This window comes from Streptomyces sp. NPDC030862 (assembly GCF_055571835.1).
In genome coordinates this window covers 80385-106583 of sequence record NZ_JBVIEN010000007.1, presented here as the reverse complement: position 1 = coordinate 106583, position 26199 = coordinate 80385, and the positions used below count along the sequence as shown (strand labels likewise).

General features: G+C 71.4%; 25 protein-coding genes. 8 read left to right on the top strand and 17 right to left on the bottom strand.

Annotated elements, in window-relative coordinates:
- Window positions 1-147: 147 nt before the first annotated feature.
- The 3 genes from ramS to ACZ42X_RS19925 all read right to left on the bottom strand — a co-directional run bounded on the left by ramS (window position 148) and on the right by ACZ42X_RS19925 (window position 3337).
- A complete protein-coding gene (gene ramS / locus ACZ42X_RS19935) occupies window positions 148-276 on the bottom strand; it encodes a mycelium formation morphogenetic lantipeptide SapB (RefSeq protein ID WP_058940762.1) in 129 nt (42 codons plus the stop codon).
- The gene (gene lanKC, locus ACZ42X_RS19930) at window positions 273-2831 is read right to left on the bottom strand and encodes a class III lanthionine synthetase LanKC (RefSeq protein ID WP_468291523.1); all 2559 of its coding nucleotides are present in this window, start codon (window positions 2829-2831) and stop codon (window positions 273-275) included. The genes ramS and lanKC overlap by 4 nt, the downstream gene beginning before the upstream one ends.
- Before the next feature lie 107 nt (window positions 2832-2938).
- Entirely contained in the window at window positions 2939-3337 is a 399-nt protein-coding gene (locus tag ACZ42X_RS19925) for a VOC family protein (RefSeq protein WP_468291521.1), read from the bottom strand.
- A gap of 154 nt (window positions 3338-3491) precedes the next feature.
- On the opposite strand from ACZ42X_RS19925, the gene ACZ42X_RS19920 reads away from it, so the two are divergent.
- Window positions 3492-4562: a lactonase family protein gene (locus ACZ42X_RS19920; protein WP_468291518.1), complete on the top strand. Its 1071-nt coding sequence runs from the start codon at window positions 3492-3494 to the stop codon at window positions 4560-4562.
- Between the two features lie 20 nt (window positions 4563-4582).
- Here the strand turns inward: ACZ42X_RS19920 and ACZ42X_RS19915 are convergent, their stop codons facing one another.
- The gene (locus ACZ42X_RS19915) at window positions 4583-5761 is read right to left on the bottom strand and encodes a PP2C family protein-serine/threonine phosphatase (protein WP_468291515.1); all 1179 of its coding nucleotides are present in this window, start codon (window positions 5759-5761) and stop codon (window positions 4583-4585) included.
- A 207-nt stretch (window positions 5762-5968) separates the two neighbouring features.
- Between ACZ42X_RS19915 and ACZ42X_RS19910 the strand changes: the two genes are divergently transcribed.
- Window positions 5969-6346: an ATP-binding protein gene (locus tag ACZ42X_RS19910; RefSeq protein WP_468291512.1), complete on the top strand. Its 378-nt coding sequence runs from the start codon at window positions 5969-5971 to the stop codon at window positions 6344-6346.
- A 22-nt stretch (window positions 6347-6368) separates the two neighbouring features.
- Here the strand turns inward: ACZ42X_RS19910 and ACZ42X_RS19905 are convergent, their stop codons facing one another.
- Window positions 6369-7535, bottom strand: a complete 1167-nt coding sequence (locus ACZ42X_RS19905; RefSeq protein WP_468291509.1) for a PP2C family protein-serine/threonine phosphatase — start codon at window positions 7533-7535, stop codon at window positions 6369-6371.
- A 102-nt stretch (window positions 7536-7637) separates the two neighbouring features.
- On the opposite strand from ACZ42X_RS19905, the gene ACZ42X_RS19900 reads away from it, so the two are divergent.
- Window positions 7638-8141, top strand: a complete 504-nt coding sequence (locus ACZ42X_RS19900; RefSeq protein WP_468291507.1) for a MarR family transcriptional regulator — start codon at window positions 7638-7640, stop codon at window positions 8139-8141.
- 178 nt (window positions 8142-8319) lie between these two features.
- On the opposite strand, the gene ACZ42X_RS19895 is transcribed toward ACZ42X_RS19900, so the two are convergent.
- On the bottom strand, window positions 8320-8814 hold the full coding sequence (locus ACZ42X_RS19895) for a MarR family winged helix-turn-helix transcriptional regulator (RefSeq protein ID WP_468291504.1): 495 nt from the start codon (window positions 8812-8814) through the stop codon (window positions 8320-8322).
- A 224-nt stretch (window positions 8815-9038) separates the two neighbouring features.
- On the opposite strand from ACZ42X_RS19895, the gene ACZ42X_RS19890 reads away from it, so the two are divergent.
- Window positions 9039-9524 carry an anti-sigma regulatory factor gene (locus tag ACZ42X_RS19890; RefSeq protein ID WP_468291502.1) on the top strand — a complete coding sequence of 162 codons (486 nt, stop codon included), beginning with the start codon at window positions 9039-9041 and terminating at the stop codon, window positions 9522-9524.
- A 106-nt stretch (window positions 9525-9630) separates the two neighbouring features.
- On the opposite strand, the gene ACZ42X_RS19885 is transcribed toward ACZ42X_RS19890, so the two are convergent.
- On the bottom strand, window positions 9631-10062 hold the full coding sequence (locus tag ACZ42X_RS19885) for a DUF4190 domain-containing protein (RefSeq protein ID WP_468291500.1): 432 nt from the start codon (window positions 10060-10062) through the stop codon (window positions 9631-9633).
- A 291-nt stretch (window positions 10063-10353) separates the two neighbouring features.
- On the opposite strand from ACZ42X_RS19885, the gene ACZ42X_RS19880 reads away from it, so the two are divergent.
- The 3 genes from ACZ42X_RS19880 to ACZ42X_RS19870 all read left to right on the top strand — a co-directional run bounded on the left by ACZ42X_RS19880 (window position 10354) and on the right by ACZ42X_RS19870 (window position 18062).
- The gene (locus ACZ42X_RS19880) at window positions 10354-14928 is read left to right on the top strand and encodes a HAMP domain-containing protein (RefSeq protein ID WP_468291497.1); all 4575 of its coding nucleotides are present in this window, start codon (window positions 10354-10356) and stop codon (window positions 14926-14928) included.
- 130 nt (window positions 14929-15058) lie between these two features.
- Window positions 15059-17431, top strand: a complete 2373-nt coding sequence (locus tag ACZ42X_RS19875) for a GAF domain-containing SpoIIE family protein phosphatase (protein ID WP_468292403.1) — start codon at window positions 15059-15061, stop codon at window positions 17429-17431.
- 121 nt (window positions 17432-17552) lie between these two features.
- Window positions 17553-18062 carry a MarR family winged helix-turn-helix transcriptional regulator gene (locus tag ACZ42X_RS19870; RefSeq protein WP_468291494.1) on the top strand — a complete coding sequence of 170 codons (510 nt, stop codon included), beginning with the start codon at window positions 17553-17555 and terminating at the stop codon, window positions 18060-18062.
- Window positions 18063-18101: 39 nt separating this feature from the next.
- On the opposite strand, the gene ACZ42X_RS19865 is transcribed toward ACZ42X_RS19870, so the two are convergent.
- From ACZ42X_RS19865 to ACZ42X_RS19850, 4 genes are all read right to left on the bottom strand, one after another.
- Window positions 18102-18950: an RNA polymerase sigma factor SigF gene (locus tag ACZ42X_RS19865; RefSeq protein ID WP_468291491.1), complete on the bottom strand. Its 849-nt coding sequence runs from the start codon at window positions 18948-18950 to the stop codon at window positions 18102-18104.
- 118 nt (window positions 18951-19068) lie between these two features.
- Window positions 19069-19401 carry an STAS domain-containing protein gene (locus ACZ42X_RS19860; RefSeq protein ID WP_361420414.1) on the bottom strand — a complete coding sequence of 111 codons (333 nt, stop codon included), beginning with the start codon at window positions 19399-19401 and terminating at the stop codon, window positions 19069-19071.
- A gap of 47 nt (window positions 19402-19448) precedes the next feature.
- A complete protein-coding gene (locus tag ACZ42X_RS19855) occupies window positions 19449-19844 on the bottom strand; it encodes an ATP-binding protein (RefSeq protein WP_468291487.1) in 396 nt (131 codons plus the stop codon).
- 171 nt (window positions 19845-20015) lie between these two features.
- On the bottom strand, window positions 20016-20576 hold the full coding sequence (locus ACZ42X_RS19850) for an HdeD family acid-resistance protein (protein ID WP_468291484.1): 561 nt from the start codon (window positions 20574-20576) through the stop codon (window positions 20016-20018).
- A gap of 215 nt (window positions 20577-20791) precedes the next feature.
- Here ACZ42X_RS19850 and ACZ42X_RS19845 point away from each other — a divergent pair, with 215 nt between their 5' ends.
- A complete protein-coding gene (locus ACZ42X_RS19845; RefSeq protein ID WP_468291481.1) occupies window positions 20792-21505 on the top strand; it encodes a lysophospholipid acyltransferase family protein in 714 nt (237 codons plus the stop codon).
- Between the two features lie 7 nt (window positions 21506-21512).
- Here ACZ42X_RS19845 and ACZ42X_RS19840 read toward each other — a convergent pair whose 3' ends face one another.
- The 6 genes from ACZ42X_RS19840 to ACZ42X_RS19815 form a co-directional block, all read right to left on the bottom strand.
- Window positions 21513-21908, bottom strand: a complete 396-nt coding sequence (locus ACZ42X_RS19840) for a cupin domain-containing protein (protein WP_468291478.1) — start codon at window positions 21906-21908, stop codon at window positions 21513-21515.
- Window positions 21909-22008: 100 nt separating this feature from the next.
- Window positions 22009-22797: an urease accessory protein UreD gene (locus ACZ42X_RS19835; protein WP_468291475.1), complete on the bottom strand. Its 789-nt coding sequence runs from the start codon at window positions 22795-22797 to the stop codon at window positions 22009-22011.
- Complete coding sequence (gene ureG / locus ACZ42X_RS19830; protein WP_468291472.1) at window positions 22794-23471, bottom strand: urease accessory protein UreG; 678 nt, start codon at window positions 23469-23471, stop codon at window positions 22794-22796. Before ureG ends, ACZ42X_RS19835 begins: the two co-directional genes overlap by 4 nt.
- A 16-nt stretch (window positions 23472-23487) precedes the next feature.
- Window positions 23488-24150: an urease accessory protein UreF gene (locus tag ACZ42X_RS19825; RefSeq protein ID WP_468291469.1), complete on the bottom strand. Its 663-nt coding sequence runs from the start codon at window positions 24148-24150 to the stop codon at window positions 23488-23490.
- Window positions 24151-24161: 11 nt separating this feature from the next.
- Window positions 24162-25883, bottom strand: a complete 1722-nt coding sequence (locus ACZ42X_RS19820; RefSeq protein ID WP_468291466.1) for an urease subunit alpha — start codon at window positions 25881-25883, stop codon at window positions 24162-24164.
- Entirely contained in the window at window positions 25876-26187 is a 312-nt protein-coding gene (locus tag ACZ42X_RS19815; protein ID WP_361420440.1) for an urease subunit beta, read from the bottom strand. The genes ACZ42X_RS19820 and ACZ42X_RS19815 overlap by 8 nt, the downstream gene beginning before the upstream one ends.
- Window positions 26188-26199: the final 12 nt, after the last annotated feature.

Genomic DNA, 26199 nt, shown 5'->3' with positions numbered 1-26199 from the left:
CCCTCCCTCTTCTTTTCTCGCCCTCCTTCCTTTTCTCTTTTCCCTCGTTTCCCTCCTCTCGGCTCTGGATTCTGCGCGGGGGGGGGGTTCCTCCTCCGCCCCGGGGCCGGTGGCCGCACGATGTCGGCACCGGGCGGCCGACCCGCGTCAGTTGCAGGTGGTAACGCTCAGGCTGCTGTCACCGCAGAGCAGCAGGCTCGCGCGGCTGCCCGTGGCGACGTCGCCCGTGGCCTCTTCCTTGGGGGTCTCCATCGACTGCAGGTCGAGAAGCGTCATGATCGTTTCCCTTCTGTGGGGACGGTGTGCTTCTTCACGGTCCCGGGTGGGACCGGTCCTTGGGGCCGCCGCAGCGGCGGGAGGAACGGCAGCTGCGCCACGCCGTCGGTGGCGGCGCTGCCGAGGGCGAGCAGGCAGCCGGCGGTCCCCGTGGAGAGGTCCATCGACAGCCGCATCATCTGCTCGCCGGGGAAGGCCAGATGCCCCTGGTACGGCACAGCGTGCCGGGTGAGGGCGTCGATCTGGCGGCGTACGTCGGCGGGCCGGACCCCGGGCGCGGTGGTGCGGCTGAGGTACAGCACCATGCCGGCCGCGCCGCGGAACAGCCCGGGCTGGGCGTAGAAGGTGGCCTGCGCGGCCCGTGCGATCTCGGTCCGGGCCTGTGCGAAGCGCTCGTCGTCGCGGTGGGCGGCGAAGTCGTCGAGCACCATGCCGATGCCGACACTCCCGGCACCGAGGTAGGGCATGGTCCGCCAGCCCTCGTCGACCTGGAGGGTGCCGCCCGCGCCGTGCACGCAGCGGTCGAGGTCGCGGCGGAGGGCGTCGGCGGCGAGGTCGAGGAGGCCGGTGTCGCCGGTGCGTTCGTACAGGCGCAGGTAGAGCAGGGCGGGCCCGGAGGAGCCGTGGAGGAGTCCGGCCCGGGTGGGCAGGGCGCGGGTGGTGAGGTCCGCGCAGCGCAGGGCGGCGTCGTGGAGGCCGAGCGCGTCGAGGGCGAGGCCGAGGCCCGCGAGACCGCTGTGCAGGTCGGGGGCGATGTCGTCCCAGGGGCGGGCGAGGGTGAGTTCGGCGAGTTCCAGGGCGCGTTCGGGGTGCCCGAGCCGGTGCAGGGCCCAGGCGATGCCGGAGAGGCCGTCGTAGAGGCCGAGCGGGCTGCCGGAGGGGGGCTGCTTGGTGTGTTCGAGGAGCCATTCCTCGGCGGCGGTGTGGCGGGGGGCGCCGGTCTCGGCGAGGGCGTACAGGACTCCGGCCGTGCCGTAGCCGAGGCTCATCCCGCCCGCCGCGGTGGCGAACTGGGCGATGTCGCCGGGGAAGAACCGGTCGTCCCGTTGGGGCGTCGCAGAGGCGGTGATGGCGCGGACCAGGGAGTCGCGGCTGCGGGGCCAGTCGGCCGGCTCGACGGGTAAGTACGGCGTGGGGCCCGGGCCCGGGGCGATCTCCGCGACCGCCTCGTCCAGGAAGGCACGCGGTACGGGGAAGTGGGCGGCGGCGATGTCGGCCAGGTGCCGTGCCTTGTGCGGGTCGAGCGGGAGGAGGCTGGTGAGCGGGACGAAGAGCGCCAGGCGCAGGCAGGCGAGGGCGTAGCGGTCGACGTCGAAGCCGCGCCGGTCGGCGGGGGCGACGAAGGCGGGGTTGGCGACGGTCTGCCGGCGGCCCTCGTCGATGTGCGCGGCGGCCTCGAAGTCGAGCAGGACGACGGACTGCTCGTCCTCGGCGACCATGATGTTGAACAGGTGCAGGTCGTTGAAGACGACACCGCGCGCGTGGACCGCCTCGACGGCCTCCTCCACGAGCCGGTGGATGCGCAGGGCCCACTCGGTGTAGTCGGCGAGGCTCTCAGGGGTGGGGTCGGCCTCGATGAGCGGGTGGCGGCGGGCGAAGAAGGTGTTGAGCGGCTTGCCCTCGACGTACTGCAGGGCGAGGAAGTGGTGGTCGCCGAGGGTGAAGTGGTCCCGCACCTCGGGGGTGCAGTCCAGGCCGGCCAGCCGCTGGAGCGCCTCGCGTTCGCGGTGCAGGCGGGTGACGGCGTCGGCGCCGTCGGCGGCGAGCCCGGCGTGCGGGCGGGCCTCCTTGAGGACGACCTTCTCGCCGGTGCGGGTGTCCTGGGCGACGTACACGCCCCCGCCGTTGGAGAAGTGCAGGGCGCGTTCGACGGTGTACGGCATGGAGGCGACGGTGACGTTCTGCCGCGCGTCCAGGTGCGGCCGGAGGAAGTCGGGCAGTGTGACCCAGGCGGGCGTCTGGAAGGCGGGGCCGCGCAGGTCGGGGACGAGCCGTCCGTCGGGGTCCTCGACGGCGGGACACAGCTCGCCCTTGTCGTCGTAGCAGTGGCGCTGGGTGAAGCTGCCGTAGCGCAGGTACACCGGGCCCTGGCCCCAGCGCAGGTCGCTGAGGATGTACGGGCCGGCCTCGCCGGCGAGCAGGGCGTCGAGGTCGCCGGCGATGCGGTGGCACTGCTCGTCGTCGGCGGGGTAGACGGTGAGGAACTTCCCGCTTGCGGCGCGGTCGGCGTACTTGGCGTTGCGGTTGTGGAGCAGGTAGCGGCTCGGGATGAACTTGAAGGCGATGCCGTGGGTGAGGCAGTAGTCGGCGGTGCGGGAGAGAATCGTTTCCGCGTTGTCGAGGCACGCCGACACGTGGATCTTCCACCCTTGCGCGGGCAGCGTGTGCCGGACGGGCCGCAGGGCCAGCCAGTCACCGCTGCGGTGCCGCTGCCAGCCCTCCGGTACGGGCGAGAGCGCCAGTGCGTACGGACCCTGGCCGTCCAGCGACAGCCGGTGCGGCGCGTCGTAGAAGTGGCGGTCCGCGTCGCAGAAGGTGGCGTACCCCTTGTTCACACCTGCTCCCTCGGTCGGCGACGAGGAAGACAGTGCCATCGGATCGGGGGCGGCCAACAGTCACAACTGTCAGCAAAGAGCCGTGCGGAACGCACGAGTAACGTGCGTCACGTGACGGACGAGCGGCCCTCCCGGGCGGCGAGGACGAAGGAGTGCCCGGCCGGGTCGGAGTACGTCCGCACGTCGCGCGGCCCGGAGTTGTCCCTGGTCTCGACGGGACGCGCGCCCAGGCTGACGGCCTCGCGCTCGGCCTCGTCCATGTCCTCCTGGGCGACCAGGATGTGCAGGTGCGCCTGCTGGGCGTCGTCGGGGCGCGGCCAGCTCGGGGGCGCGTACCCGTGGTCGCGGCGTACGGCCAGGCGTACGCCGTCGTGGTCGAGGACCTCGATGAAGTCGGGGTCGGTCCCCCGCTGGGCGTGGCCGCCCAGTAAGGACGCGTAGAACTCCGCCAGGGCCTCGGGTTCGGCACTGTCCAGGACCAGGACACTTGTCTTCGAAACGGTCATGGAGCCCTTGTGCCCCGCTCCCCCGGACCGACACCCAGGACCGACACCCCTGGCCGACACCCCGGGAGGCCCCCCGGACGGCCCAGTGAGCGGCGCGGGGACGGCCGCGTGCCGCACATCATGGAGGACCGGAGGACGGCGAGAGGAGCACCCGGTGGGCGAGGGCACGGAGCGCGCGGACGGGAGCGGTGGACCGCGGGCGTACATCGGCTCGTACACCTCGGGCGGCGGGCGCGGCATCACGGTCGCGGCCGTGGACCCGGCGACGGGGGCGCTGACCCCGGTCACGGCCGTCGACACCGTCGTGAACCCCTCGTGGCTGGCGCTCGCGCCGGACACCGGGGTGCTGTACGCCGTGAGCGAGACGGAACCGGGCCGGGCAGCGGCCTTCCGGCCGGCCACCGGGGGCCTCACCCCGCTCGGGGCCGCGGTCGAGGTGGGGGGCGCGGGCCCCACCCATCTCAGTGTGGCCGGGCGGCGGCTGCTGACCGCCAACTACGTCTCCGGGAGCGTGAGCAGCCTGCCGCTGTCGGCCGACGGCGGCCTGGGCGGGCCTCCGGCCGTGCTCGCGCACCGGGGCTCGGGTCCGGACCCCGACCGGCAGGAAGGGCCGCACGCCCACCAGGTGCTGCCCGACCCGAGCGGCCGGTGGGTGCTCACCGTGGACCTGGGGACGGACGCGGTACGCGTCTGCGCGCTCGACGCGGACACCGGGAAGCCACGCGTGCGGGCCGAGACGGTGCTGCGCGCCGGGTCGGGGCCGCGGCACCTCGCCTTCCACCCGGACGGCGAGGTCGTCTACGTACTGCACGAGCTGGAGCCGCTGCTCACCGTCTGCCAGTGGGACCCGGCGTCCGGGCGCCTGGAGCCGCTCACGGAGGTCGACGTCGACCCCGATCCCGGTCCGGACGGCGTAAGGGCCCACCCCTCGGTCGTCGCGGCCTCCTCCGACGGCCGGTTCGTACGGGCGGCGGTGCGCGGGCGGAACACGATCGTCACCTTCTCGCTCGCCGACGGGGCGGAGAAACCGCGGTTCACGGAGGCCGTGGAGTGCGGTGGCGTCTGGCCGCGCGACCTCGTGCCCGACCCGTCCGGGCGCAGGCTGTACGTGGCCAACGAGTGGTCCGGCGACGTCACCTGGTTCGACGTCGACCCGAAGAGCGGACGGCTGTCCCGCGCGGGCGCCCTGGAGGTACCGGCCGCCGCGTGCGTGGTCTTCGCCTGACGGGCGGTGACGGTCGCGGGTCAGGCAAGAGCGGGAGACGGGCCGTACCAGTCGAGGCACACCACGAGGGCGTCGTCGTCCAGCGGGCTTTCCCCGTGGTGCGCCACGAGGTCACGCAGGACGGCGGCCGGCACCTGGCTCGGGGGCAGCAGCCGGGTGGCGCCGAGCGAACGGGCCAGGGCCCGCTCTCCGTAGGGCTCGCTCGTGGAGGACGGGGCGGTGTAGACCCCGTCGCTGGCGAAGAGCAGTCTGTCGCCGGGCTCCACGGTGAAGGACTGCGTGTGGTAGGGGGTGTCCTCGAACATGCCCAGCGGCAGCTGGGCCTCGAACCTCAGCGGCTCCACGACGCCCGCGCGCATCCGCCAGGCCCGCGGTGACCCCGCGTCGACCACTTCGACCTCCCCGGTGGCCAGCGTGAAGCGCAGCAGGAGCACGGACACGTAGGTACGTCCGCTGTACTGCGCGTACACCGCTTGATCGGCCAGGGCCGCCTGTCCGGCCAGATCCAGGCCGGCCCGCCGGGCGTTGCGCAGGGCGTTGACCGCCAGATTGGTCAGGAGGGCGGCGTCGATACCCTGCCCCATGCCGTTGGTGACGGTGAGGATCAGATCGTCCGCGGAGATGGACCAGTCGTAGTTGTCGCCGAGGATGGCGTACGCGGGCTCCAGGTGCGCCCCCAGCGAGAACTCCGTGCGGGAGCAGGCCCGCCCGGGCAGGAGCTGCCACTGCATCTCCGCCGCCAGGGTGAGGCGCGCCGCGCGGCGGGCGAGGACGTAGAGGTCGGTGTCCCGTTCGGCGACGAGGATCTCGTGGCCGAGCGCCTCGCAGATGTGCCGCATCTCCGGGAGGACGGTGTCGAGGGGGGAGTCGCCGGGAAGCCGGACGGAGAGCACCCCCATCCGGTCGCCACGGATGGTGACGGGCAGGTGCACGTCGGACGCGCCGGTGGCGGTGTCCGCGATCACCACCGGTTCCTGGGATCCGAAGGCCCGCCCCTGGGGGCTGTCGTGGATGCCCACCGGTTCGGTCGTCCGGGGGCCGCGCTCGACCGCCTGGAGCGAGCGGACCGCGTAGTCGGCGAGCCGGAGCTCCACCCGCTCCGCGCCGTATTCCGTCATGAGGGCGGTCGTCACGATCTCCAGGAGCGTGTGGGGCGCGCCGGCCCTCAGGGCCCTGTCGACGGCAATGAGTCTGTCCACGTCGCGCCGTTTTTTCCCTCAGCTCGAAAGGATCCGGTGTTCATTCAGTGTAGATCGCCGGGGTGCGGGTGCCCATGGGAGTGAGTAGATCACCACCATCCGGGCATGCGGACAATTCGCATCAGACGGACAGACGGGAGGCCAAGAATGGTATCGGGGCCACTCAAGGACGACTGGGACGGAACGCGCGACGAAGTCGGCGAGGGTATGCGCACGCGATTCGAAGGAAACCTCGGAGACGTCACGGGCGCGCGGGTCGCGGCCGGCCTGTTCCTGGACACGCTCGCATACGCCGATCCCCCGGCGGAGCCCGACAGCCGGGACGACATCCTGCTGGTGGTCACGGAACTGGCCGCCAACGCCGTTCAGTACGCCCCCGGGCCGTTCACGCTGCGGGTCCGGCGCACCTTCGACGGGGTCCACGTCATGGTGGGCGACACCAATCCGCACCCGCCGAAGCCCGTGCCCCGTCGGTCCGCCCGGGTCCCCGGGGGCCTGGGCTGGCACATCGTGCGGGCGCTCGGGGAGGTCGAGGTCGTACGGGACGGGCCGGGGAAGGAGATCCACGTCTTCCTGCCGTGGTAGACCGGAGGCCCGGCCCCGGCGGTTACGGGCGGCCGTGCCAGTCCAGGCAGACGACCATGGCGTCGTCCTCCGCGTCGATGGGGCCGCGGTGACCGGCGAGTTCCTGCAGCACCGCGCGGGGCACCTGGGAGGGCGGAAGCAGGCGGGTCGCGGCCATCGCACGGGCGAGCGCCTTGTCGCTGTAGCGCTCCCCGGCCGGTGAGGCGACGTCGTAGACGCCGTCGCTGACGAAGAAGAGACGGTCGCCGCGGAGGACCCGGAACGGCTGGGCCGTGTAGAGCGTGTCCTCGAACATGCCGAGCGGCAGCTGCGCCTCCAGTTCGATCGGTTCCGGTTTGCCGTTCCTCAGCCGCCACATCTTCGGCGATCCGGCGTCCACGATCTCGGCCTCCCCGGTCGCGAGGTCGAAGCGCAGGAGAAGGACGGAGAGGTGCGCGGCTCCGTGGTAGTGGCCGTAGATGGCCTGGTCGGCGAGGCAGGCCTGGTCGGAGAGGGAGAGTCCGGCCCGGCGGGCGTTGCGGAGCGCGTTGATGGCCAGGTTCGTCAGGAGCGCGGCCTCGATGCCCTCCCCCATGCCGTTGGTGACGGTGAGGGTGAGGTGGTCGGCGGAGGCGGACCAGTCGAAGTTGTCGCCGTGGATGGCGTAGGCGGGCTCGAGCTGCGCCCCGATCTCGTACTCCGGGCGCGAACAGGCCCGGCCGGGCAGCAGCTGCCACTGCATCTCGGCCGCGAGGGTGAGGCGACTGGCCCGGCGGGCCTGGAGGTACAGGTCGGTGTCGCGTTCGGCCACGACGATCTCGTGCCCGAGGACCTCGGCGATGTTCTGCAGTTCCCGCTCGGTCTCGCGGGTGTAGCCGTCGCCGGGGAAGCGGACGGTGAGGACGCCGATGCGGTCTCCGCGCACGCTGACGGGAAAATGAGCGACCACATCGGTGCCCTGCGGCTGCCTTTCCGCATACGGTTGCTGGGACCCGAAAGCGCGTCCCGGCGCGCTGGTGTGCACCGGGACGGGCTCGGCGGTGTACGGGAGGGCGTTGACCGGTTGCAGTATGGTCATCGCGTAGTCGGCCATGAGCAGGTCGACGGAGACGGCCGCGTAGTGGGCAGTGAGCGCGTCCCGCACTGCTTCGAGAAGAGCGTGGGGCGGTGCCCCGCGCAGCGCGCGTTCCACAGCCGAGAATCTGTCCACCGTTCGAGTACCACCTGTTCGAGAGAATTGCGTAAAAGGAGTGGATGGCCTCTTATGTCGCGGAGACTGACAAGGCCGTTGCGAAGTGTCACAGTTGAGGGCATGCATTCCGAGACTTCTCCAGGCGCCGACCGGGATGCTGCCGCACACGCCGCCCGCGAGGTCATCGAGCTGCTCGAGGTGCTGTGGAACAAGGGCCGGGACATGACCTCACCCGCCCCCGTCTCCTCCTCGCAGCTGCGGGTGCTGTACATCCTCGACCGCGACCAGCCCATCAACCTGCGCACCCTCGGAGAGGTCCTGGGCTCCGCACCCTCCTCGGTCAGCAGGATGTGCGACCGCCTCGACGCCCTCGGCTTCATCGAACGCACCCCCAGCGCCGCCAGCCGCCGCGAGCTGGAACTCCGCCTCTCCAGCCGCGGCGAGAACTACCTCAAAGACCTCCGCGCCCGTCGCGAAGCGGCACTGGTGGAGGTCATCGCCGCCATGCCGGCCGCCCAGCGCGCGGCCCTCGCCTCCGGCCTGAGCGGCTTCCGCCTCGCCCTCGAGGACACCCAGGACACCGAGGAGCCCGACAAGGCCGGTGGCGCAGAGGTGACCGCATGACTTGCCGAGGGTGCCCGGCACGCCGTCCGCTTCACAGTGACCTGCCTTGTTCTTGAGCGTGCGCGCCAGGGTCGCGGCACGCGGAGGGACTTGCACAAGGCAAGAGTGTTTCCTCGGCCATACAGTTGTCAAACGGCAACTGTTTCTTCGGGGTAACCACTGGAGTACGCCCCTTCCTCTAGCTCTCCTCCCCCTTCGACATGGCGCCCCGCAGCCGGTCCCGGGCGAGGTCACAGGCCGCCTTGACCGCGAGGAGCCGGGCAGCGGAGCGTGGGAGCGCCGTCGCGAGGGCGTCCGCCCGGCGCGCCCGCCACTCCTCCACCACCTCGGCGCCGGCCGGCGTCAGCGCCAGCACCGTCTTGCGCCGGTCGTCGGCGTGGGGCCGGCGGGCCAGCAGACCCGCACCCTCCAGCCGCACGCACAGTCGACTGGCCGATGCCGTCGTGATGTCCAGCACCTTCCCCAGGTCGCTCAGCCCCAGGGGGGCGGACTCCTCGACCGCCGCCAGGGCCCGCGAGGCGAGGGAGGACAGCGGACTGGGGGCATGCAGATCCGCGAATTCCGAGAGAGCCACCAGGGCGGCGGCCGCCTCTCGGGCGTGGACCTCGCCCCGGCCCGCACCTGCGGGCGTCCGTGCTTGCGCCCCGCTCGCCCGTGTGTCGCTGTCGTTCATAGCCGCTCATGTGGAATGTGTGCCGGTTTGCCTTTCTCCTGATGCCCGGCATCGGCCGACGCATACCTCTCGAAAGCGCCTTCCGACACCCTCGCGAGGGGGCTACCTTTGCCATACGACAACTGTTGTGGAGGTGGGAAGCTCATGGATCACCCCCCTCGGCGTCCAGGGCGTGCACGCCCTGGACCGGTACCGGGCTGAAGTGCCCCAGGAAGGGGCTGCGCATGCTCCCCCACGATGACGACCTCAGCGACGCACCGCGCCTGACGGCTGCCGCTGCCGCCGCGGCGGAGGGCGAGCTGAGCATCGCCGCCGCCACCCATCCCCTGCGGAGCGAGGAGGACCTCCTCGCCCTGCGGCACGCGGTACGCACCGCGACCGTGCGGGCCGGCTTCAAGCTGGTGGACCAGACCCGCATCGTCACCGCGGCCAGCGAACTCGCCCGTAACGCCTACGTCCACGGCGGGGGCGGCGCCTGCGAGGTGAGAGTCGTCCAGCAGTCGGGCCGGCGCGGGCTGCGGGTGTCGGTGACCGACAAGGGGCCGGGCATCGCCGACCTCGACAGCTCCTTCGTCGACGGGTACTCGACCGACGCCCGCCCGGGCCACGGCCTGGGCGGCGCACGCCGGCTGATGGACGAGTTCCACGTGCAGACCGCACCGGGACAGGGCACGACCGTCGTCGCCGTACGCTGGACGTCACACCCGTGACGCGGCGGCGACGCCGACCAGCTCGGCCCCGTCCGTTACACCCGTTGCGTCCATTACGCCCGTGCGTACATCCGTGCGCCTGTCACACGCGTCACCCGTTGCCCCCTCAGTCGCTCAGATCGCGGCCGAAGTCGTCGGCGCACTCCTGCCGGGCCGACTCGGTCTGCGCCTTGTCCACGCACGCCTGGAAGTCCCGCCCGCTGTCGGAGTTGAGGATGGACACCCCCACCGCGATCAGGATCGCCGTCCCCACGACCGCGAGCGACCCGAGCACGAGACCCGTGATCGCCATACCCTTGCCGGTGGCGCGCCCCTGCCGGGCACGACGCATCGCGATGACGCCGAGCACGATGGCCGCGATGGCCAGCGGGACGCCCACGAACCAGAGCCAGAACAGCAGGAGGGACAGGACACCGGTGACGAGCGCGGCGATCGCCATCCCCCGCCCGGGTCGCTCACCACTGACCCCGGCGGAGCCGTGGGCCGGCCCGTACTCCGTGTGGGGGTACTCCGCCTGGGGTCGGGATGCGTCGGACATGACAAGCTCCTTTGCTGCCGAAGTTCTGTTCGTGACACCGGAGTTGCCGACTCGTGGAGTCACCGGGCACTGCCGCACTCCGCGTGTGCCCCGCATCCCGCCGCGCAAGCGCCGGGTCGCGCACGTGCGCCCTTAGGGCTGGATTGCCCTCACTGCGCCACTCGGGTTAGGCTGCTACGTATTTGCCGTACGGCAATGGTTAGACAGCCAAAACAATTGAGGCCCGCCCTGCCAGTGGGGCGTGCGTCTGTTCGGTCTTTTCGTCGTGGCATCTGAGGAACGAGGTTGGTCATGGCTGAGACGGTGGTCGAAGGGGCGCGTGCCGTACCGCGCACGCGGCCCGCTCGTGGAGGCGGCAAAGTGGGCGAGCCGGAGCTTCGGCAGTTGCTGGCCGGCCTGACGGCGGTCCGCGACGGAGACTTCGGCACCCGCCTGCCCGATGAGGCGGAAGGGCTGATCGGGGAGATCGCCACCGTCTTCAACGGCATGGTCGATCAGCTGTCGCTGTTCACCTCCGAGGTGACCCGGGTGGCCCGCGAGGTCGGCACCGAGGGCACCCTGGGCGGGCAGGCCGTGGTGCCCGGCGTATCGGGTACCTGGGCCGACCTGACCGACTCGGTGAACGCCATGGCGGGCAATCTGACGACCCAGGTGAGGGACATCGCCCAGGTGGCCACGGCGGTGGCCAAGGGCGACCTGTCCCAGAAGATCGACGTGGACGCGCGCGGCGAGATCCTGGAGCTGAAGGAGACCGTCAACACGATGGTCGACCAGCTCTCGGCCTTCGCCGACGAGGTCACCCGCGTCGCCCGCGAGGTCGGCAGCGAAGGCCAGCTGGGCGGACAGGCCGAGGTGCCGGGTGTCGGTGGCGTGTGGCGCGACCTGACCGACTCGGTGAACTTCATGGCCGGCAACCTGACCGACCAGGTCCGCAACATCGCGCAGGTCACCACCGCGGTGGCCAAGGGCGACCTGTCCCAGAAGATCACCGTCAACGCCCGCGGCGAGATCCTGGAGCTGAAGAACACCATCAACACGATGGTCGACCAGCTCTCCTCGTTCGCGGACGAGGTCACCCGCATGGCGCGCGAGGTCGGCACCGAAGGGATCCTCGGCGGTCAGGCCGACGTCAAGGGCGTCTCGGGTACCTGGCGGGACCTGACGGACTCGGTGAACTTCATGGCCGGGAACCTGACGGCCCAGGTGCGTTCGATCGCCCAGGTGGCCACCGCGGTGGCCAAGGGCGACCTGTCCCAGAAGATCACGGTCACCGCTCGGGGCGAGATCCTGGAGCTGAAGAACACCATCAACACGATGGTCGACCAGCTCTCCGCCTTCGCCGACGAGGTCACCCGCGTCGCCCGGGAAGTCGGCACCGAGGGCCGCCTCGGCGGCCAGGCCGACGTCAAGGGCGTCTCCGGCACGTGGAAGGACCTGACCGAGTCCGTCAACGTGATGGCCGACAACCTGACCGCCCAGGTGCGTTCCATCGCCGAGGTCACCACCGCGGTCGCCCAGGGGGACCTGTCCCAGAAGATCCGGGTCGACGCCCGCGGCGAGATCCTGGAGCTGAAGGAGACCATCAACACGATGGTCGACCAGCTCTCCGCCTTCGCCGACGAGGTCACCCGCGTCGCCCGCGAGGTCGGCACCGAGGGCAACCTCGGTGGTCAGGCGACCGTCCGGGGGGTCTCCGGCACGTGGAAGGACCTGACCGACAACGTCAACGTGATGGCCTCCAACCTGACGGGCCAGGTGCGTTCCATCGCCCAGGTGGCCACCGCGGTGGCCAAGGGCGATCTCTCACAGAAGATCACCGTCGAGGCGAAGGGCGAGGTGGCCGCGCTCGCCGGCGTGATCAACACGATGGTCGACACGCTCTCCGCGTTCGCCGACGAGGTCACCCGCGTCGCCCGCGAGGTGGGCACCGAGGGCATGCTCGGCGGTCAGGCCAGGGTCCCCAATGTGGCCGGCACCTGGAAGGACCTGACCGACAACGTCAACTCCATGGCGAACAACCTGACCAACCAGGTCCGCAACATCGCCCTCGTCACCACCGCCGTCGCCAACGGAGACCTCTCGAAGAAGATCGACGTCGACGCCCGCGGCGAGATCCTGGAACTCAAGACGACCATCAACACCATGGTCGACCAGCTGTCCGCGTTCGCCGCCGAGGTGACGCGCGTGGCGCGTGAGGTCGGCAGTGAGGGAAGGCTGGGTGGCCAGGCCGAGGTCGAGGGCGTGTCCGGCACGTGGAAGCGGCTGACCGAGAACGTCAACGAGCTCGCCGGCAACCTCACCCGCCAGGTACGGGCCATCGCCGAGGTCGCGAGCGCGGTGGCCGAGGGTGACCTGACCCGTTCCATCACGGTCGACGCCTCCGGCGAGGTCGCCGAGCTCAAGGACAACATCAACACCATGGTGGAGTCACTGCGCGAGACGACCCTGGCCAACCAGGAGCAGGACTGGCTCAAGTCCAACCTCGCCCGGATCTCCAGCCTCATGCAGGGCCACCGGGACCTGGCCGTGGTCGCGGAGCTGGTGATGGACGAGCTGACACCGCTGGTGTCGGCGCAGTACGGCGCCTTCTACCTGGCCGAGGAGACCCAGGAGGGCACGGAGCTGAGGCTCGTCGGCTCCTACGGGCGCCCGGTCGGCTTCGGTGGGCACTCCCGCTTCAAGCTCGGCGAGTCGCTGGTGGGGCAGGCCGCGCGCAGCCGGCGGACGATCGCCGTCGACAAGTTGCCCGGCGACTACCTCAGCATCTCCTCCGGACTGGGGCAGTCCACTCCGGTCAGCCTGATCGTGTTGCCGATCGTGGTCGAGGACCAGGTACTGGGTGTCATCGAGCTGGCGTCGTTCGGGCCTTTCACCCCGGTCCACCGGGACTTCCTCGAGCAGTTGATGGAGACGCTGGGCGTCAACGTCAACACCATCGTCGCCAACGCCCGCACCGACGAGCTGCTGGATGAGTCGCAGCGGCTGACCGCCGAACTGCGCGCGCGCTCCGCCGAACTGCAGGTGCAGCAGGAGGAGCTCCAGCGGTCCAACGCCGAGCTGGAGGAGAAGGCGGCGCTGCTGGTCGCCCAGAACCGCGACATCGAGACCAAGAACCTGGAGATCGAACAGGCCCGGCAGGAACTGGAAACGCGGGCCCAGCAGCTGTCCCTCGCCTCCAAGTACAAGTCGGAGTTCCTGGCCAACATGAGCCATGAGCTGCGCACCCCGCTGAACAGCCTGCTCATCCTCGCCCAGCTGCTGGCCCAGAACCCCACCCGCAATCTGACCCCCAAGCAGGTCGAGTACGCGGGCATCATCCACTCGGCCGGATCGGACCTGCTCCAGCTCATCAACGACATCCTGGACCTGTCCAAGGTCGAGGCCGGCAAGATGGACATCAACCCGGAAGTGGTGGCGCTGCGGCAGCTCCTCGACTACGTCGAGGCCACCTTCCGCCCCATGACCACGCAGAAGAACCTCGAGTTCACCATCAGCACCGCTCCGGGCGCCGCGACCGACCTGCTGACCGACGACTCGCGACTGCGCCAGGTGCTGCGCAACCTGCTCTCCAACGCGGTGAAGTTCACCGAGCGCGGCAGTGTCGAACTGCGCATCGAGATGGCCGCGGAGAGCGAGCTGCCGGGCTCGGTGCAGCGTGGTGTGCCGGTGGTGGCCTTCCGGGTCAAGGACACCGGAATCGGCATCCCCGAGCAGCACCTGGAGACGATCTTCGGTGCCTTCCAGCAGGCGGACGGCACCACCAGTCGCAAGTACGGCGGCACCGGCCTGGGGCTGTCCATCAGCCGGGAGATCGCGCACCTGCTGGGTGGCGCGCTGACCGCCGACAGTGTTCTGGGCAAGGGCAGTACGTTCACCCTGTACCTGCCGATCGCGCGGGCCGGCTGGGAGTCCAGCGCCCTCCCGGGATCCGCGCCGGCCACCGAGCAGGCGACCGCCGACCGCGCGGTCGGCGGCGTGACGGCCCGCCCCGCGTCGGTGCCGCGCCAGAAGCGGCGGCTGCTGGTGGTCGAGGAGCGCAGCCGGGGTCTGCTCTCCCTGGTCGCCGAGAGCGCGGTGGCCGACCTGTCCGGCAGCGGGGACCTTCCCAAGCACACGGCGGAGATCGAGGTCATCACCGCGGTGGGTGCCCAGGAAGCGGCCGAGAGCCTGGCCGCCGGGCCCTTCCACTGCGTCGTCCTGGAGCTCGACATGCCCAAGGGCGCGGCCATGCAGTTCCTGGACGCCATGGACGGTGACGCGGCCGCGATGACCGTGCCCGTCCTGGCGCACAACAGCCGTCGCCTGGAGCGGGCTCAGGAGGACGAGCTGCAGGCCCGTGCCGACGCACGGCCGCTGGAGCTGATCTCCAGCCTCGACGAGCTGCGTGAGCGGATCGCGCTGCACCTGTCGGCGGAGGAGCCGGGGGACGTGCTGCCGCTGGTCCGTACGGAGGAGGCACTCCCCCAGGCGTCCCAGTCCGTCGACGGCGCTCTCGCGGGCCGCAAGGTGCTGGTCGTGGACGACGACGCCCGCAACCTGTACGCCATCAGCGGCATCCTGGAGATGCACGGCATCGAGGTGCTGCACGCCGAGAACGGCCGCAAGGGGATCGAGGCGCTGCGCGAGCATCCGGAGATCGATCTCATCCTGATGGACGTGATGATGCCCGAGATGGACGGCTATGCCGCGACGTCCGCCATCAGACGGGATCCGGCCCACGCCCATCTGCCCATCATCGCGGTGACGGCGAAGGCCATGCCCGGTGACCGGGAGAAGAGCCTGGCTTCGGGAGCGAGCGACTACGTCACCAAGCCGGTGGACGCCAACGATCTCATCGCCTGCATCGGGCGCTGGATCCCCGCCTGAGCACCGGCACGGGCTCCCGGGCCCGCAGCCGCCGGTCCTCGCCCCCATACCCCCCACCGTCCGTACCGATCGAGGAGTCATCAGCGCAGTGAGCACTCCTGAGCATCCCGGACTTCAGGCCGAGGCCGAAGTGCCACAGGATCCCTCCGACGGTGAGCGGGCCACGGGGGTGGGCAGACTGGCCGCGACGGTGGAACGCCTGCGCGGCGAGATCCGCGCCGCTCAGGCGGCCGCCGACGGCCGGGCCCTGCTCGAACTGGCCAAGGGCGTGCTGATCGAGCGGCTCGGGTGCGGCCCCGCGGTGGCCGCCCAGCAGCTGGCCGCGCTGGCCGAAGAGGCGGGTGTCTCCCAGCTGGAGCTGGCGGCGGAGATCATCAACCAGGCGGCCCGGGACCACGTCACCGACATCGCCACCGAGTTCGCCAGGCGAGCGACCAGTGAGGCGATGACCGCCACCGAGGAGCGCGCCTCCATCGGTGTCCGGCTGCGCACGGCCGAAAGCGCCGCGCTGGCGGCGGGAGACACCCAGGCGGTCGCGGAGTCGCTGCTGGACCACGCGTTGACGCCGCTGGGCGCCAGCGCCGTCGCGGTGTGGACGGCGGGCTCCGACGCGTCGCTGACGCTGGCCGGTCACGCCGGGTTCCCGGCGGACGAGGCCGGCCGCTGGCGCTACGTACCTCCGGGCGTGTCCACGCTGGCACGCCAGGCGCTGAGCCGGCGGCAGGCGATCCGGGCCGCCTCCCTGCGCGCCGCTGGTCTGCCGTCCATCGGGTGGGCCCACAACCCGGGCGGCGGGCGCGTCGCCGTCCCCGCGGGAACCGGTGGCCGCATCCACGGGATTCTGGAGATCTGCTGGCCAGGTCCCCTGGAGCCCCACCCGCCGCAGATCGAGCGGCAGATCGAGGCACTGGCGGAGCTGTGCGCCCACACGCTCGAGGGCCGCCCGGGCACCACGGTCGCACCCCCGGCGGACACCTGGATCACCACGCCCGCCCTGTCCGAGCTCGCGCACCTGGCGGAAGGCCTCTACGACCCGGCGCTGGTCCTGACTCCCTTCCTCGGGCCCGACGGTGAGCTCGTCGACTTCCGTATCCACCACGTCAACAGCCACTTCGTCGACCCCGCCGGGCGCCCCCGCAACGCCGTGGACGGAGCGCTGCTGCTGGAGGCGTACCCCATGGCGGTCGGCGGCAGCGAGCTGTTCGAGAGCATCGAGCGCGTCTATGCCACCGGTGAGCCGTTCCGAGCCCGGCGCATGACCCTGACCGCCCTGGTCGATCAGGTGCCTCTCGCCTCCGTGGCCGACATCAGCGTCAGCCGCCATGGCAGCAGCGTGCTGCTGATCTGGCGCGTGGAGGACGAGGCGGCGCGTCTGGCGAATCTTCTGCAGCACGCCCAGCGCCTGGGCAGGATCGGCGGGTTCGAGGAGAACGTCGCCACCGGCGAGATCACGTGGAACGACCAGCTGTTCGACCTCTACGGCCGTCCCCACAAGACCCGGCCCGTGCCCCTGGAGGAGCTGGCCGCCCACGCCCACCCGGATGACGCCGAGGCCATCGACCATTTCCTGCGCGCCGTGCTGCACCACCGGCGGCCCGCGTCTGCGGACTTCCGCCTGCTCCGCCCCGACCGGGTCACCCGGCACATCCGGGTCATCGCCGAGCCGGTCCTCGACGCCGACCACAGGCTGCTGGCGGTACGCGGCGCCTACCAGGACATCTCCGCACAGCACTGGACCGAGGTCGCTCTGGCGGCCACCCGCGACCAACTCGCCCACACCGAGCAGCAGGCCGCCGAGCGCAACCGCCTGACGCTGCAGTTGCAGCACGCCATCATGCCGCCCACGCAGGCGCCGCTGGACAGCCCGGGACTGCAGATCGCCGTCCGCTACCGGCCGGCGGAGTCGGAGTCCATGGTGGGAGGGGACTGGTACGACGCCGTCGTGCTGCCCTCCAAGCAGGTCATGCTGTGTGTGGGCGACGTGGCCGGGCACGGCATAGAGGCCGCCACCAGCATGGTGGTGCTGCGCAACGCCATGCGCGGTCTGGCGGTCACCGGCGCCGGCCCGGGGCAGCTCCTGTCGTGGCTGAACATCGTGGCCCACCACCTGACCGAGCACGTCACCGCCACAGCGGTGTGCGGACTGTACGACCCGCACAAGGGCACGCTGCGCTGGGCCCGTGCGGGCCACCTCCCGCCCGTGCTGATCCGCGGGGAGAAGGCGACCACCCTGCGAACGGTCAGCGGGGTCCTCCTCGGCGCACTGTCGGAGGCCTCCTACGAGGAGGAGGAGCTGCCGATGTCCCCCGGCGACACCCTGCTGATGTACACCGACGGGTTGGTCGAGCGCCGGGACGAGTCCGTCCAGGACTCCCTGGCCAAGCTGCTGAGCAACGCCCGTATACCGAGCACCTCCCTTGAGCACCGTCTTGACGGTCTGCTCAAGCACAGCAAGTCGGATACCGACGACGACACCTGCCTCATCGGTATCCAGGTGGTGTGACGCGTACCTGATGTACTGAACCGCCGGCCGGGCCTGTGGTGAGGTTGTGGCTCAGGAGTACTGAGGAGGGGTCATGTCGCGGAGACTGACAAGGCCGATGCGCGATGCCGCAGTTGAGGGCATGCATTCCGAGACTCCCCCGGGCGGCGACCGGGATGCTGCCGCGCTCGCCGCCCGCGAGGTCATCGAGCTGCTCGAGGTGCTGTGGAACAAGGGCCGGGACATGGCCTCACCCGCCCCCGTCTCCTCCTCGCAGCTGCGGGTGCTGTACATCCTCGACCGCGATCAGCCCATCAACCTGCGCACCCTCGGAGAGGTCCTGGGTTCCGCGCCGTCTTCGGTGAGCAGGATGTGCGACCGCCTCGGCGCCCTCGGCTTCATCGAACGCACCCCCAGCGCCGCCAGCCGCCGCGAGCTGGAACTCCGCCTCTCCAGCCGCGGCGAGAGCTACCTCAAGAACCTCCGCGCCCGCCGCCAAGCAGCCCTGGCCGCAGTCCTCTCGGCCATGCCGGCCTCCCAGCGTGCAGCCCTCGCCACCGGCCTGAGCGGCTTCCGCCTCGCCCTCGAGTACGACGGGGCGCTGGAAGGTGAAACCGGCGGGGGCCATGAGGCCCCCGCCGAAACCGCCTGAGTCGGCGTGGGGCCCATGGCCCCGTGAAGCACCCCGTGCTCAGTGCGAGGTGAGCATCCCCGTACGCAGACGCACGAGGATACGTGTGAGCAGTCGGGAGACCTGCATCTGGGAGACGCCCAGCTGTTCACCGATCTGGGCCTGGGTGAGTTCCTCGACGAACCGCAGGTGGATGATGCGGCGTTCGCGTTCGTCGAGCTGGTGGATCAGGGGTGCCAGGGACTGGAAGTTCTCCACCAGTTCCATGCCCGGGTCTTCCGCGCCGATGAAGTCGGCGAGGGCCGTGTCGTCGTCGTCGCCGCTGTTGATCGCCCCGTCGAGGGACGTCGAGTTGTACCCGTTCGAGGCCAGCTGGGCCTCGATGACCTCGTCTTCGGAGAGGTCCATCAGGGCGGCCAGTTCGCTGACCTTGGGGGAACGGCCGAGCCGGGTGCCGAGTTCTTCGGTGGCCTTGGCCAGTTCGACGCGTGCTTCCTGCAAGCGGCGCGGCACGTGGACGGCCCACGAGGTGTCGCGGAAGAACCGCTTGATCTCGCCGACGATGTACGGCACGGCGAAGGTGGCGAACTCGACCTCCCTGGAGAGTTCGAAGCGGTCGATCGCCTTGATCAGGCCGATCATGCCGACCTGAACGATGTCTTCCATCTGGTCGCCGCGGCTGCGGAATCTGCCGGCGGCGTATCGGACGAGCGACATGTTCATCTCGATGAGGGTGTTGCGGGCGTACTGGTACTCCGGCGTGCCCTCTTCGAGAACCGTCAGCTTGTCGAAGAACATCTTCGACAGGGCTCGGGCGTCCTTCGGGGCGAGGCTGCCGGGGTCGGTGATCTCGGGCAGCGCCTCGACCCCGGCCGGCGTTTCCGTTCCCCTCGCCACAACAGTCGTCATCGCCCTGTCCCCTCCCACATCACATCAGCACACGTTGTTCGAGCTCTGGCAAGCCAGTAAGCCGCGCCTACCCCCTCCTCGGCTTCCCATGCCACCCGGAGTGGGCCGCGTTCTCGGCTCAGCTTTCCAGCGCTTCCTCCACGGTGCCGTACAGCGGGATCGCCTGGCCGAGACCGACGAGCTCGATGACTCTGAGCACGGACGGCTGGGCGCTGGCGAGCCGGAGCCAGCCGCCGGTGGAGGTGGTGGCGCGCTGTGCCCGGAGGAAGGCGTTGACCCCCGAGGAGTCCATGAACGTCAGAGGGGACAAGTCCAGGAGCAGATTGCGCAGACCTTGCGCCTGGGCGGACGTGACCGCTTGCTCCAGGACGGCGACTCCGTCGTAGTCGAGCTGGCCGCTGATGGTGACGACACCGACGCCGGCCGGCCGGGGCTCCACTCGTACCTGCACCCCAGAGGGCTCCATTCCCGCTTTCCTCCTCCGAACCGCGCTCTCGGTCACGTCACTCTCAGGCGCGCCCGCACGCGCTTCCCCGAAGGGATCGGCTCCACGTCCACGCTCTCACACAGCGCGAGGACGATCTCCAGTCCATGCTGTCCCACCCTTCCCGGGTCGGGCGCGTGGGCGATCGGGGCCACCGCGTAGGCGTCCGATACGGCGATCTCCAGCATGCCGCGGGCGAGGGCCAGCTCCACGCGGCAGGGCCCCGCCGCGTGGCGTACGACATTGGTGACCAGCTCGCTCACCACCAGCCGGGCGTCCTCCACGGTGCGCTGCCCCATCGGCACCCCCGCGTCCGCCTGCGCCACAAGGAACGACGCGGTGAAGTCCCTCGCCGCCGCGATGGCGCCGCGCGCATCGGGGAAGGTCCGTGAGGCGGAGGCGGTTTTCACCCGGACCGGTCTCGTGGCCTCGAGGGAGGCCGTGCTGTCCCTACGCATAAGCGCTGCCCCCCATGTGCTCCTGGTCCCCTCGCCGGCCTTCTTCCTCCGGCGTCTTCCCGCAGATGCGCATCCCTAACCAAGTCGTTGCCATCACCTCCTGGGCACGGCGTGCGACGCCGTCTAAGCGTGCCGGGCGTGCCGCGCCGAGTGGGCGGCCGTGGTGGCGCCACGCAGCCGCCGGGCCGCGGCCAGCACCAGTGCGCCGGAGATCAGCGCGTAGACCCCGGTGACCTGGGCGAGGGTGATCGCCCCCGCGCCGGGCCAGGCCCAGAGGAGAACCCCGGCGATCACGGAGGCCACACCGGCGACGTACAGGACCCACTCGTGGTGCAGTTCACGACGGAAGCGCGCGGCTGCCCAGATCTCCGCGACGCCGGTGACCACCGCCCACGCGCCGACCAGGACGACCAGTGCCAGCGCGGTGACGCCCGGCCAGATGATGGTGATCACACCCGCGGTGACGCCGAGCGCTCCGCCCACCGCGTGCGCCACGCGGTGTCCCCGGTCGCCCTCCCGGCGGAAGGCACCGACCAGCAGGACGACGCCGTCGACGAGCGCGTAGACGCCGAACAGCAGAGCGAGCGCCAGCACCGTCACCCCCGGCCACATCAGCGCCACCAGCCCGAACAGCAGGGCCGCCACCCCTCGCATGACCAGCGTCCACAGCAGCTGCCTTCGCACGTCCTCACCCTTCGTCGCCCGGACAGGTCCGTCCCCATGTACCCCGCTTGGCGGGTCCCACCGCCCGGACGGGCGCGGGCGCGGCCCGAACACGTCGGCGTCGACACGGGTACACGGCAGCACGGGCGAGGATCGGGTATAGGACAAGATGACTTTCCGATCCGTCATCAGGCACAGCTCCGAAGCCGTCCGGCAGAGTAGGGAGCCAACCCACGATGTTCTACTACGTGCTCAAGTACGTGTTGCTCGGGCCGGTGCTCCGGTTGCTGTTCAGGCCGAGGACCGAGGGGCTGGAGCACATTCCGCAGCACGGCCCGGCGATCGTCGCGGGGAACCACCTGTCGTTCTCGGACCACTTCCTCATGCCGGCCGTGCTGAAGCGGCGCATCACCTTCCTGGCGAAGCGGGAGTACTTCACCGGTCCCGGGCTCAAGGGCCGGCTGACCGCGGCCTTCTTCCGCAGCGCGGGGCAGATCCCGGTGGACCGCTCCGGCAAGGAGGCCGGGCGGGCGGCGATCCGCGAGGGGCTGGGCGTGCTGGCCAAGGGCGAGCTGCTCGGGATCTACCCGGAGGGCACGCGCTCGCACGACGGCCGGCTCTACAAGGGCAAGGTCGGGGTCGCGGTGATGGCCCTCAAGGCCGGGGTGCCGGTGATCCCCTGCGCGATGGTCGGGACGTTCGAGATCCAGCCGCCGGGACAGGTCGTCCCCAGGATCAAGCGCGTCACGATCCGTTTCGGCGAGCCGCTGGACTTCTCGCGGTTCGCGGGGATGGAGGACGAGAAGGCGGTGCTCCGCGCCGTCACCGACGAGATCATGTACAGCATCCTCGCCCTGTCGGGACAGGAGTACGTGGACGAGTACGCGGCCACGGTGAAGGCGCGTGAGACCGGCCAACAGGGCCGCAGGCTCCCGAGGTTGCGGCGGTGAGGAACAGCTAGGCCGGCTCCTCCGTGAGCCGGTACAGCTCGGGTACGGAGACCTTGATCGGTTCCTGTGTGGTCCGGGCGATCACGACGACCGCGGGCTCGTGCGGGTCGGGGTTCTCCTCACGGTGCGGGACGAACGGCGGGACGAGGAAGAAGTCGCCCGGGCCTCCGGCGATCCGCACCTCCCGGGTGCCGTCGTGGTAGACGAAGACCGGGTGGCCGCTGACGACGTAGATCCCGGCCTCCGAGTCCCCGTGGTGGTGGTTGTCCGTGGCGCTCAGCGGCGGGTTCACCACCATGCCCATCCAGAGCTTCTTCGACCCGACCGTGGAACCGCTGATGGCGGCGTGGCCGTCCAGCTCGCCGGCGCGGACGTGGTGGACGCGGTTGTTGGGCGTGGGCATGGTGCGGCCTCCTGGTTCTCGACGGCTTCGATGGCCCGGGCGGGCCTCGACGAGGACGAGGCTGCCGCTCAGGCCCCGGACGCGCCAACTGTTGTTGCCGTTACGGCAACACGCCCGGGCCCGCCAGGTGGGCCTGCGCCTCGTCCAGGACGCGCCGCAGGCGCAGCGCGTCCGCGGCGACGGCCGTCACCAGGGCCGCGGGCCCGGCGAGCGGGGTGAGAACGGCGGTCCCGCCCAGCGGGCACGGCTCGACCGGCCGGTCGGCGAAGGCGGGGTCCACGACGAGGAGCTGCCCGACGGCGCGGTGCCCGGCGAGGACGGCCGGCCCGTCCCAGCCGCCGGGCGCGCCGGGGCCGTACGCCAGCTCCTGGTCCAGCAGGGCGCGCCCGGCGCGGCGCACGGTGAGGCGGGTGGCGAGGGTGCCGGGGGCCTCGCCGTGGCGGCCGAGGACCTGTTCCTCGCGCAGCACCAGCCGTGCGGTGTCGGCGAGTTCGACGGTCGTGCGCATGCGGAGGACCGAGCCGTGCGCGGAGATCAGCTGCTCCGGCAGCCAGCGCAGCTCCGCGTCCCGGCCGACCGCCAGGCGGACGTCGTAGTGCGCCTCGTCGGCGACCCGGCCGGGCAGGGCCACCGTCGCGGCCGCCGAGTCCACGGTGAGCCGCGCCCCGTCCCGTACGTCCGCCTCGAGGGCGAGCCGGTCGCCGCCCAGCGGGGCGGTCATCGCGCCGACGACGGTCACCCGGTGGTACGGGCCGGCGGCCCGGGTGCGGCGCAGGGCGAGCGGCCCGTCGCTCTGGAGGACCGGCAGCCCGGCGGGGGTGGCGACGATCCGGGCGGTGGCGACGACGCGAGGGGTGGCGACGGCCCGAGGGGTGGCGTGGAGGCTCATGCGGTCCAGGCCGCGAGCCGCTCGCGCACCCAGGCGGCGACGGGCGCGACGCCCTGCTCGCCGGTGAGCGAGGTGAAGGCGACGGGGAGGTCGCCGCGTTGCTCCTTGGCGTCGCGGGCCATCCGCTCCAGGTCGGAGCCGACGTACGGGGCGAGGTCGGTCTTGTTGATGACGAGCAGGTCGGCGGTGGAGACGCCGGGGCCGCCCTTGCGGGGGATGTCGTCGCCGCCGGCGACGTCGATGACGAAGATCTGGGCGTCGACGAGGCCTTTGGAGAAGGTGGCGGTGAGGTTGTCGCCGCCGGACTCGACGAGGATCAGGTCGAGCGGGCCGACCGTGTCTTCGAGGTCCTCGACGGCTTCGAGGTTGGCGGAGATGTCGTCGCGGATCGCGGTGTGCGGGCAGGCGCCGGTCTCCACGGCCTGGATGCGCTCGGGCGGCAGGACGGCGTTGCGCAGCAGGAACTCGGCGTCCTCGCGGGTGTAGATGTCGTTGGTGACGACCGCGATGGACAGCTGGTCGCGCAGTTCGCGGCAGAGTGCGGCGACGGTGGCGGTCTTGCCGGAGCCGACGGGGCCGCCGAGGCCGATGCGCAGGGCGCGGCGGGTGCCGTCGGGGCGGTGGGCGTCGGCGCTGACGGCGGCGGGGCCGTCGTGGGTGTGGTCGAGGTGCACGGGGAGCTCCTTGTGTTTACGAGGCGAAGAGGCGTACGGGCCAGGCGGCGTGCTGTTCGGCGGTGATGTCGAGCAGCGGTGCGGAGGCGGCGGGCAGCGCGTCGATGCCCTGCCGGGCGGCGTCCGCGGCCCGGGCGGCCACCTCGTCCATGGCGGGGGCGAGGCGGGCCAGCACGGCGGTGGCGTGGAAGGGGTCGAGGCTCAGCAGGCGGACGGCGGCCGTGGCGGGGCCGCTGACCGTCTCGTACGCGACGCAGTGCGCCGCGTCCTCGGGCCCGAGCCCGGCCGCCCGCGCGGCGAGCCCCAGCACGACCGGCTGGTGCACGCCGCGCGGGAACGCACGGGCGAGCGCGTCGAGTTCGGGTCCCGGCCAGGTGGCGCGGGCGGCCCGCAGCATCTGGCGGCCGAGCTTGCGGGCGGTGGCGCGCAGCGCGGGCGAGGGGGTGCGGGCGTCGGCGGCCTCGTCCAGGGCGGCGGGGTCGAGGCCGAGGGCGGCCGCGGCGGCCACACCGGCGGAGGTGAGGCCCGTGGTGTGCAGGCGGCCGCGGCAGAAGGCCTCCAGGTCGCGGGCGTCGCGGAGGCGCCCCGCCTTGACGGCCGGTTCGGCGCCGCCGGAGTGGGCGTGGCCACCGGCGGGGAACCGGCCGTCGGCGAGGACGAGCAGAGCAGCGCGGGACATCGGCGGCGACCTCAGAAGAGGAAGTAACGCTGGGCCATGGGCAGTTCGGCGGCGGGCGCCGGGTCGACCGGGTCGCCGTCGATCGTCACCGTGAAGGTGTCGGCGTCGACCTCGACGCGCGGCAGGGCGTCGTTCTCCCGCATGTCGGCCTTGGTGACGCCCCGGGTGCTCTCGATCGCCGTGAACCCCTTGTGCAGTCCGAGCCGTTCGGGCAGGCCGTCGTCGAGGGCGCTCTGCGTGACGAAGTTGTACGAGCCCGCCGCCGCGGCCCGGCCCAGTGCGCCGAACATGGGGCGGGGCATGACCGGCTGGGGCGTGGGGATGGACGCGTTGGCGTCGCCCATCTGCGCGTACGCGATCTGCCCGCCCTTGATGACGGTCTGCGGCTTCACGCCGAAGAACGCCGGGTCCCAGAGCACCAGGTCGGCCAGCTTGCCGGTCTCGACGGAGCCGATCTGGTGGTCGAGGCCCTGCGCGACGGCCGGGTTGATCGTGTACTTGGCGACGTAGCGGCGTACGCGGTGGTTGTCGGCGCGGCCGTCGCCGGGCAGGGCGCCGCGGCGGCGCTTCATCACGTGCGCGGTCTGCCAGGTCCGCAGGATCACCTCGCCGACGCGGCCCATCGCCTGGGAGTCGGAGGAGATGATCGAGATGGCGCCCATGTCGTGCAGGATGTCCTCGGCCGCGATGGTCGAGGGCCGGATGCGGGACTCGGCGAACGCCAGGTCCTCGGGGACGGCCGGGTTGAGGTGGTGGCAGACCATCAGCATGTCGAGGTGTTCGTCGAGCGTGTTGACGGTGTGGGGGCGGGTCGGGTTGGTGGAGCTGGGCAGGACGTACGGCTCGGAGACCACGGTGATGATGTCGGGGGCGTGACCGCCGCCCGCGCCCTCGGTGTGGTACGCGTGGATGGTGCGGCCCGCGATGGCGGCGAGGGTGTCGCCGACGAATCCGGCTTCGTTGAGCGTGTCGGTGTGGATGGCCAGTTGGGCGCCGGTCTCGTCGCAGACGCGGAGGCAGGCGTCGATGACGGCCGGGGTCGCCCCCCAGTCCTCGTGGATCTTGAACCCGAGGGCGCCGCCGCGCAGCTGGGAGTGCATCGCCTCGCGCGACATCGTGTTGCCCTTGCCGAGCAGGCCGATGTTGACGGGGTACGTCTCCAGCGCCTCGAACATCCGGGCGAGGTGCCAGGGACCGGGGGTGACGGTGGTGGCCTTGCTGCCCTCGGCGGGGCCGGTGCCGCCGCCGACGAGGGTGGTGATGCCGGAGGTGAGCGCCTGTTCGACGACGGTCGGCGAGATGAAGTGGATGTGCGCGTCGACGGCGCCCGCGGTGAGGATCTTGCCGTTGCCGGCGATGATCTCGGTCTCGGGGCCGATGACGAGGTCCGGGTGGACGCCGTCCATGGTGTCGGGGTTGCCGGCCTTGCCGATGCCGGTGATGCGGCCGTCGCGGATGCCGACGTCCGCCTTGACGACGCCCCAGTGGTCGAGGACGACGGCGCCGGTGATGACGGTGTCCGGGGCGCCTTCGGCGCGGGTGGTGCGGGCCTGGCCCATGGACTCGCGGATGACCTTGCCGCCGCCGAAGACCGCCTCGTCGCCGGAGCGGCCGGGGCCGCCGGAGCGGTCCTCCTCGATCTCGACGAGCAGGTCGGTGTCGGCGAGTCGGATCCGGTCGCCGGTCGTGGGGCCGAAGAGGTCGGCGTACTGGGGGCGGGCGAGCTCAGCCATCGAGGGCACCTCCGGTCTGTCCGCGCAGGCCGGGGACGACGCGCAGGCCGGCGAGCGGGACGAGTTCCACGTCGACGGGGATGCCGGGCTCGAAGCGCACGGCGGTGCCGGCGGCGATGTTGAGCCGCAGGCCGCGGGCGGCGGGGCGGTCGAACGCGAGGCCCGGGTTGACCTCGGCGAAGTGGTAGTGGGAGCCGACCTGCACGGGGCGGTCGGCGGCGTTGAGCACGGTGAGGCGGGTGACGGGGCGGCCTTCGTTGAGGGGCACGGGCTCGTCGGCGTAGAGGATCTCTCCGGGGATCATCGGTGGCGGGCC

What these genes read in the sequence shown, in the direction of transcription:
- ramS (WP_058940762.1), bottom strand. Translation starts at nt 276, where the DNA reads ATGACGCTTCTCGACCTGCAGTCGATGGAGACCCCCAAGGAAGAGGCC.
- ACZ42X_RS19925 (WP_468291521.1), bottom strand. Translation starts at nt 3,337, where the DNA reads ATGACCGTTTCGAAGACAAGTGTCCTGGTCCTGGACAGTGCCGAACCC.
- ACZ42X_RS19910 (WP_468291512.1), top strand. Translation starts at nt 5,969, where the DNA reads ATGCGCACGCGATTCGAAGGAAACCTCGGAGACGTCACGGGCGCGCGG.
- ACZ42X_RS19900 (WP_468291507.1), top strand. Translation starts at nt 7,638, where the DNA reads ATGCATTCCGAGACTTCTCCAGGCGCCGACCGGGATGCTGCCGCACAC.
- ACZ42X_RS19895 (WP_468291504.1), bottom strand. Translation starts at nt 8,814, where the DNA reads ATGAACGACAGCGACACACGGGCGAGCGGGGCGCAAGCACGGACGCCC.
- ACZ42X_RS19890 (WP_468291502.1), top strand. Translation starts at nt 9,039, where the DNA reads ATGCTCCCCCACGATGACGACCTCAGCGACGCACCGCGCCTGACGGCT.
- ACZ42X_RS19885 (WP_468291500.1), bottom strand. Translation starts at nt 10,062, where the DNA reads ATGTCCGACGCATCCCGACCCCAGGCGGAGTACCCCCACACGGAGTAC.
- ACZ42X_RS19880 (WP_468291497.1), top strand. Translation starts at nt 10,354, where the DNA reads ATGGCTGAGACGGTGGTCGAAGGGGCGCGTGCCGTACCGCGCACGCGG.
- ACZ42X_RS19870 (WP_468291494.1), top strand. Translation starts at nt 17,553, where the DNA reads ATGCATTCCGAGACTCCCCCGGGCGGCGACCGGGATGCTGCCGCGCTC.
- ACZ42X_RS19865 (WP_468291491.1), bottom strand. Translation starts at nt 18,950, where the DNA reads ATGACGACTGTTGTGGCGAGGGGAACGGAAACGCCGGCCGGGGTCGAG.
- ACZ42X_RS19845 (WP_468291481.1), top strand. Translation starts at nt 20,792, where the DNA reads ATGTTCTACTACGTGCTCAAGTACGTGTTGCTCGGGCCGGTGCTCCGG.
- ACZ42X_RS19840 (WP_468291478.1), bottom strand. Translation starts at nt 21,908, where the DNA reads ATGCCCACGCCCAACAACCGCGTCCACCACGTCCGCGCCGGCGAGCTG.
- ACZ42X_RS19835 (WP_468291475.1), bottom strand. Translation starts at nt 22,797, where the DNA reads ATGAGCCTCCACGCCACCCCTCGGGCCGTCGCCACCCCTCGCGTCGTC.
- ACZ42X_RS19825 (WP_468291469.1), bottom strand. Translation starts at nt 24,150, where the DNA reads ATGTCCCGCGCTGCTCTGCTCGTCCTCGCCGACGGCCGGTTCCCCGCC.
- ACZ42X_RS19820 (WP_468291466.1), bottom strand. Translation starts at nt 25,883, where the DNA reads ATGGCTGAGCTCGCCCGCCCCCAGTACGCCGACCTCTTCGGCCCCACG.
- ACZ42X_RS19815 (WP_361420440.1), bottom strand. Translation starts at nt 26,187, where the DNA reads ATGATCCCCGGAGAGATCCTCTACGCCGACGAGCCCGTGCCCCTCAAC.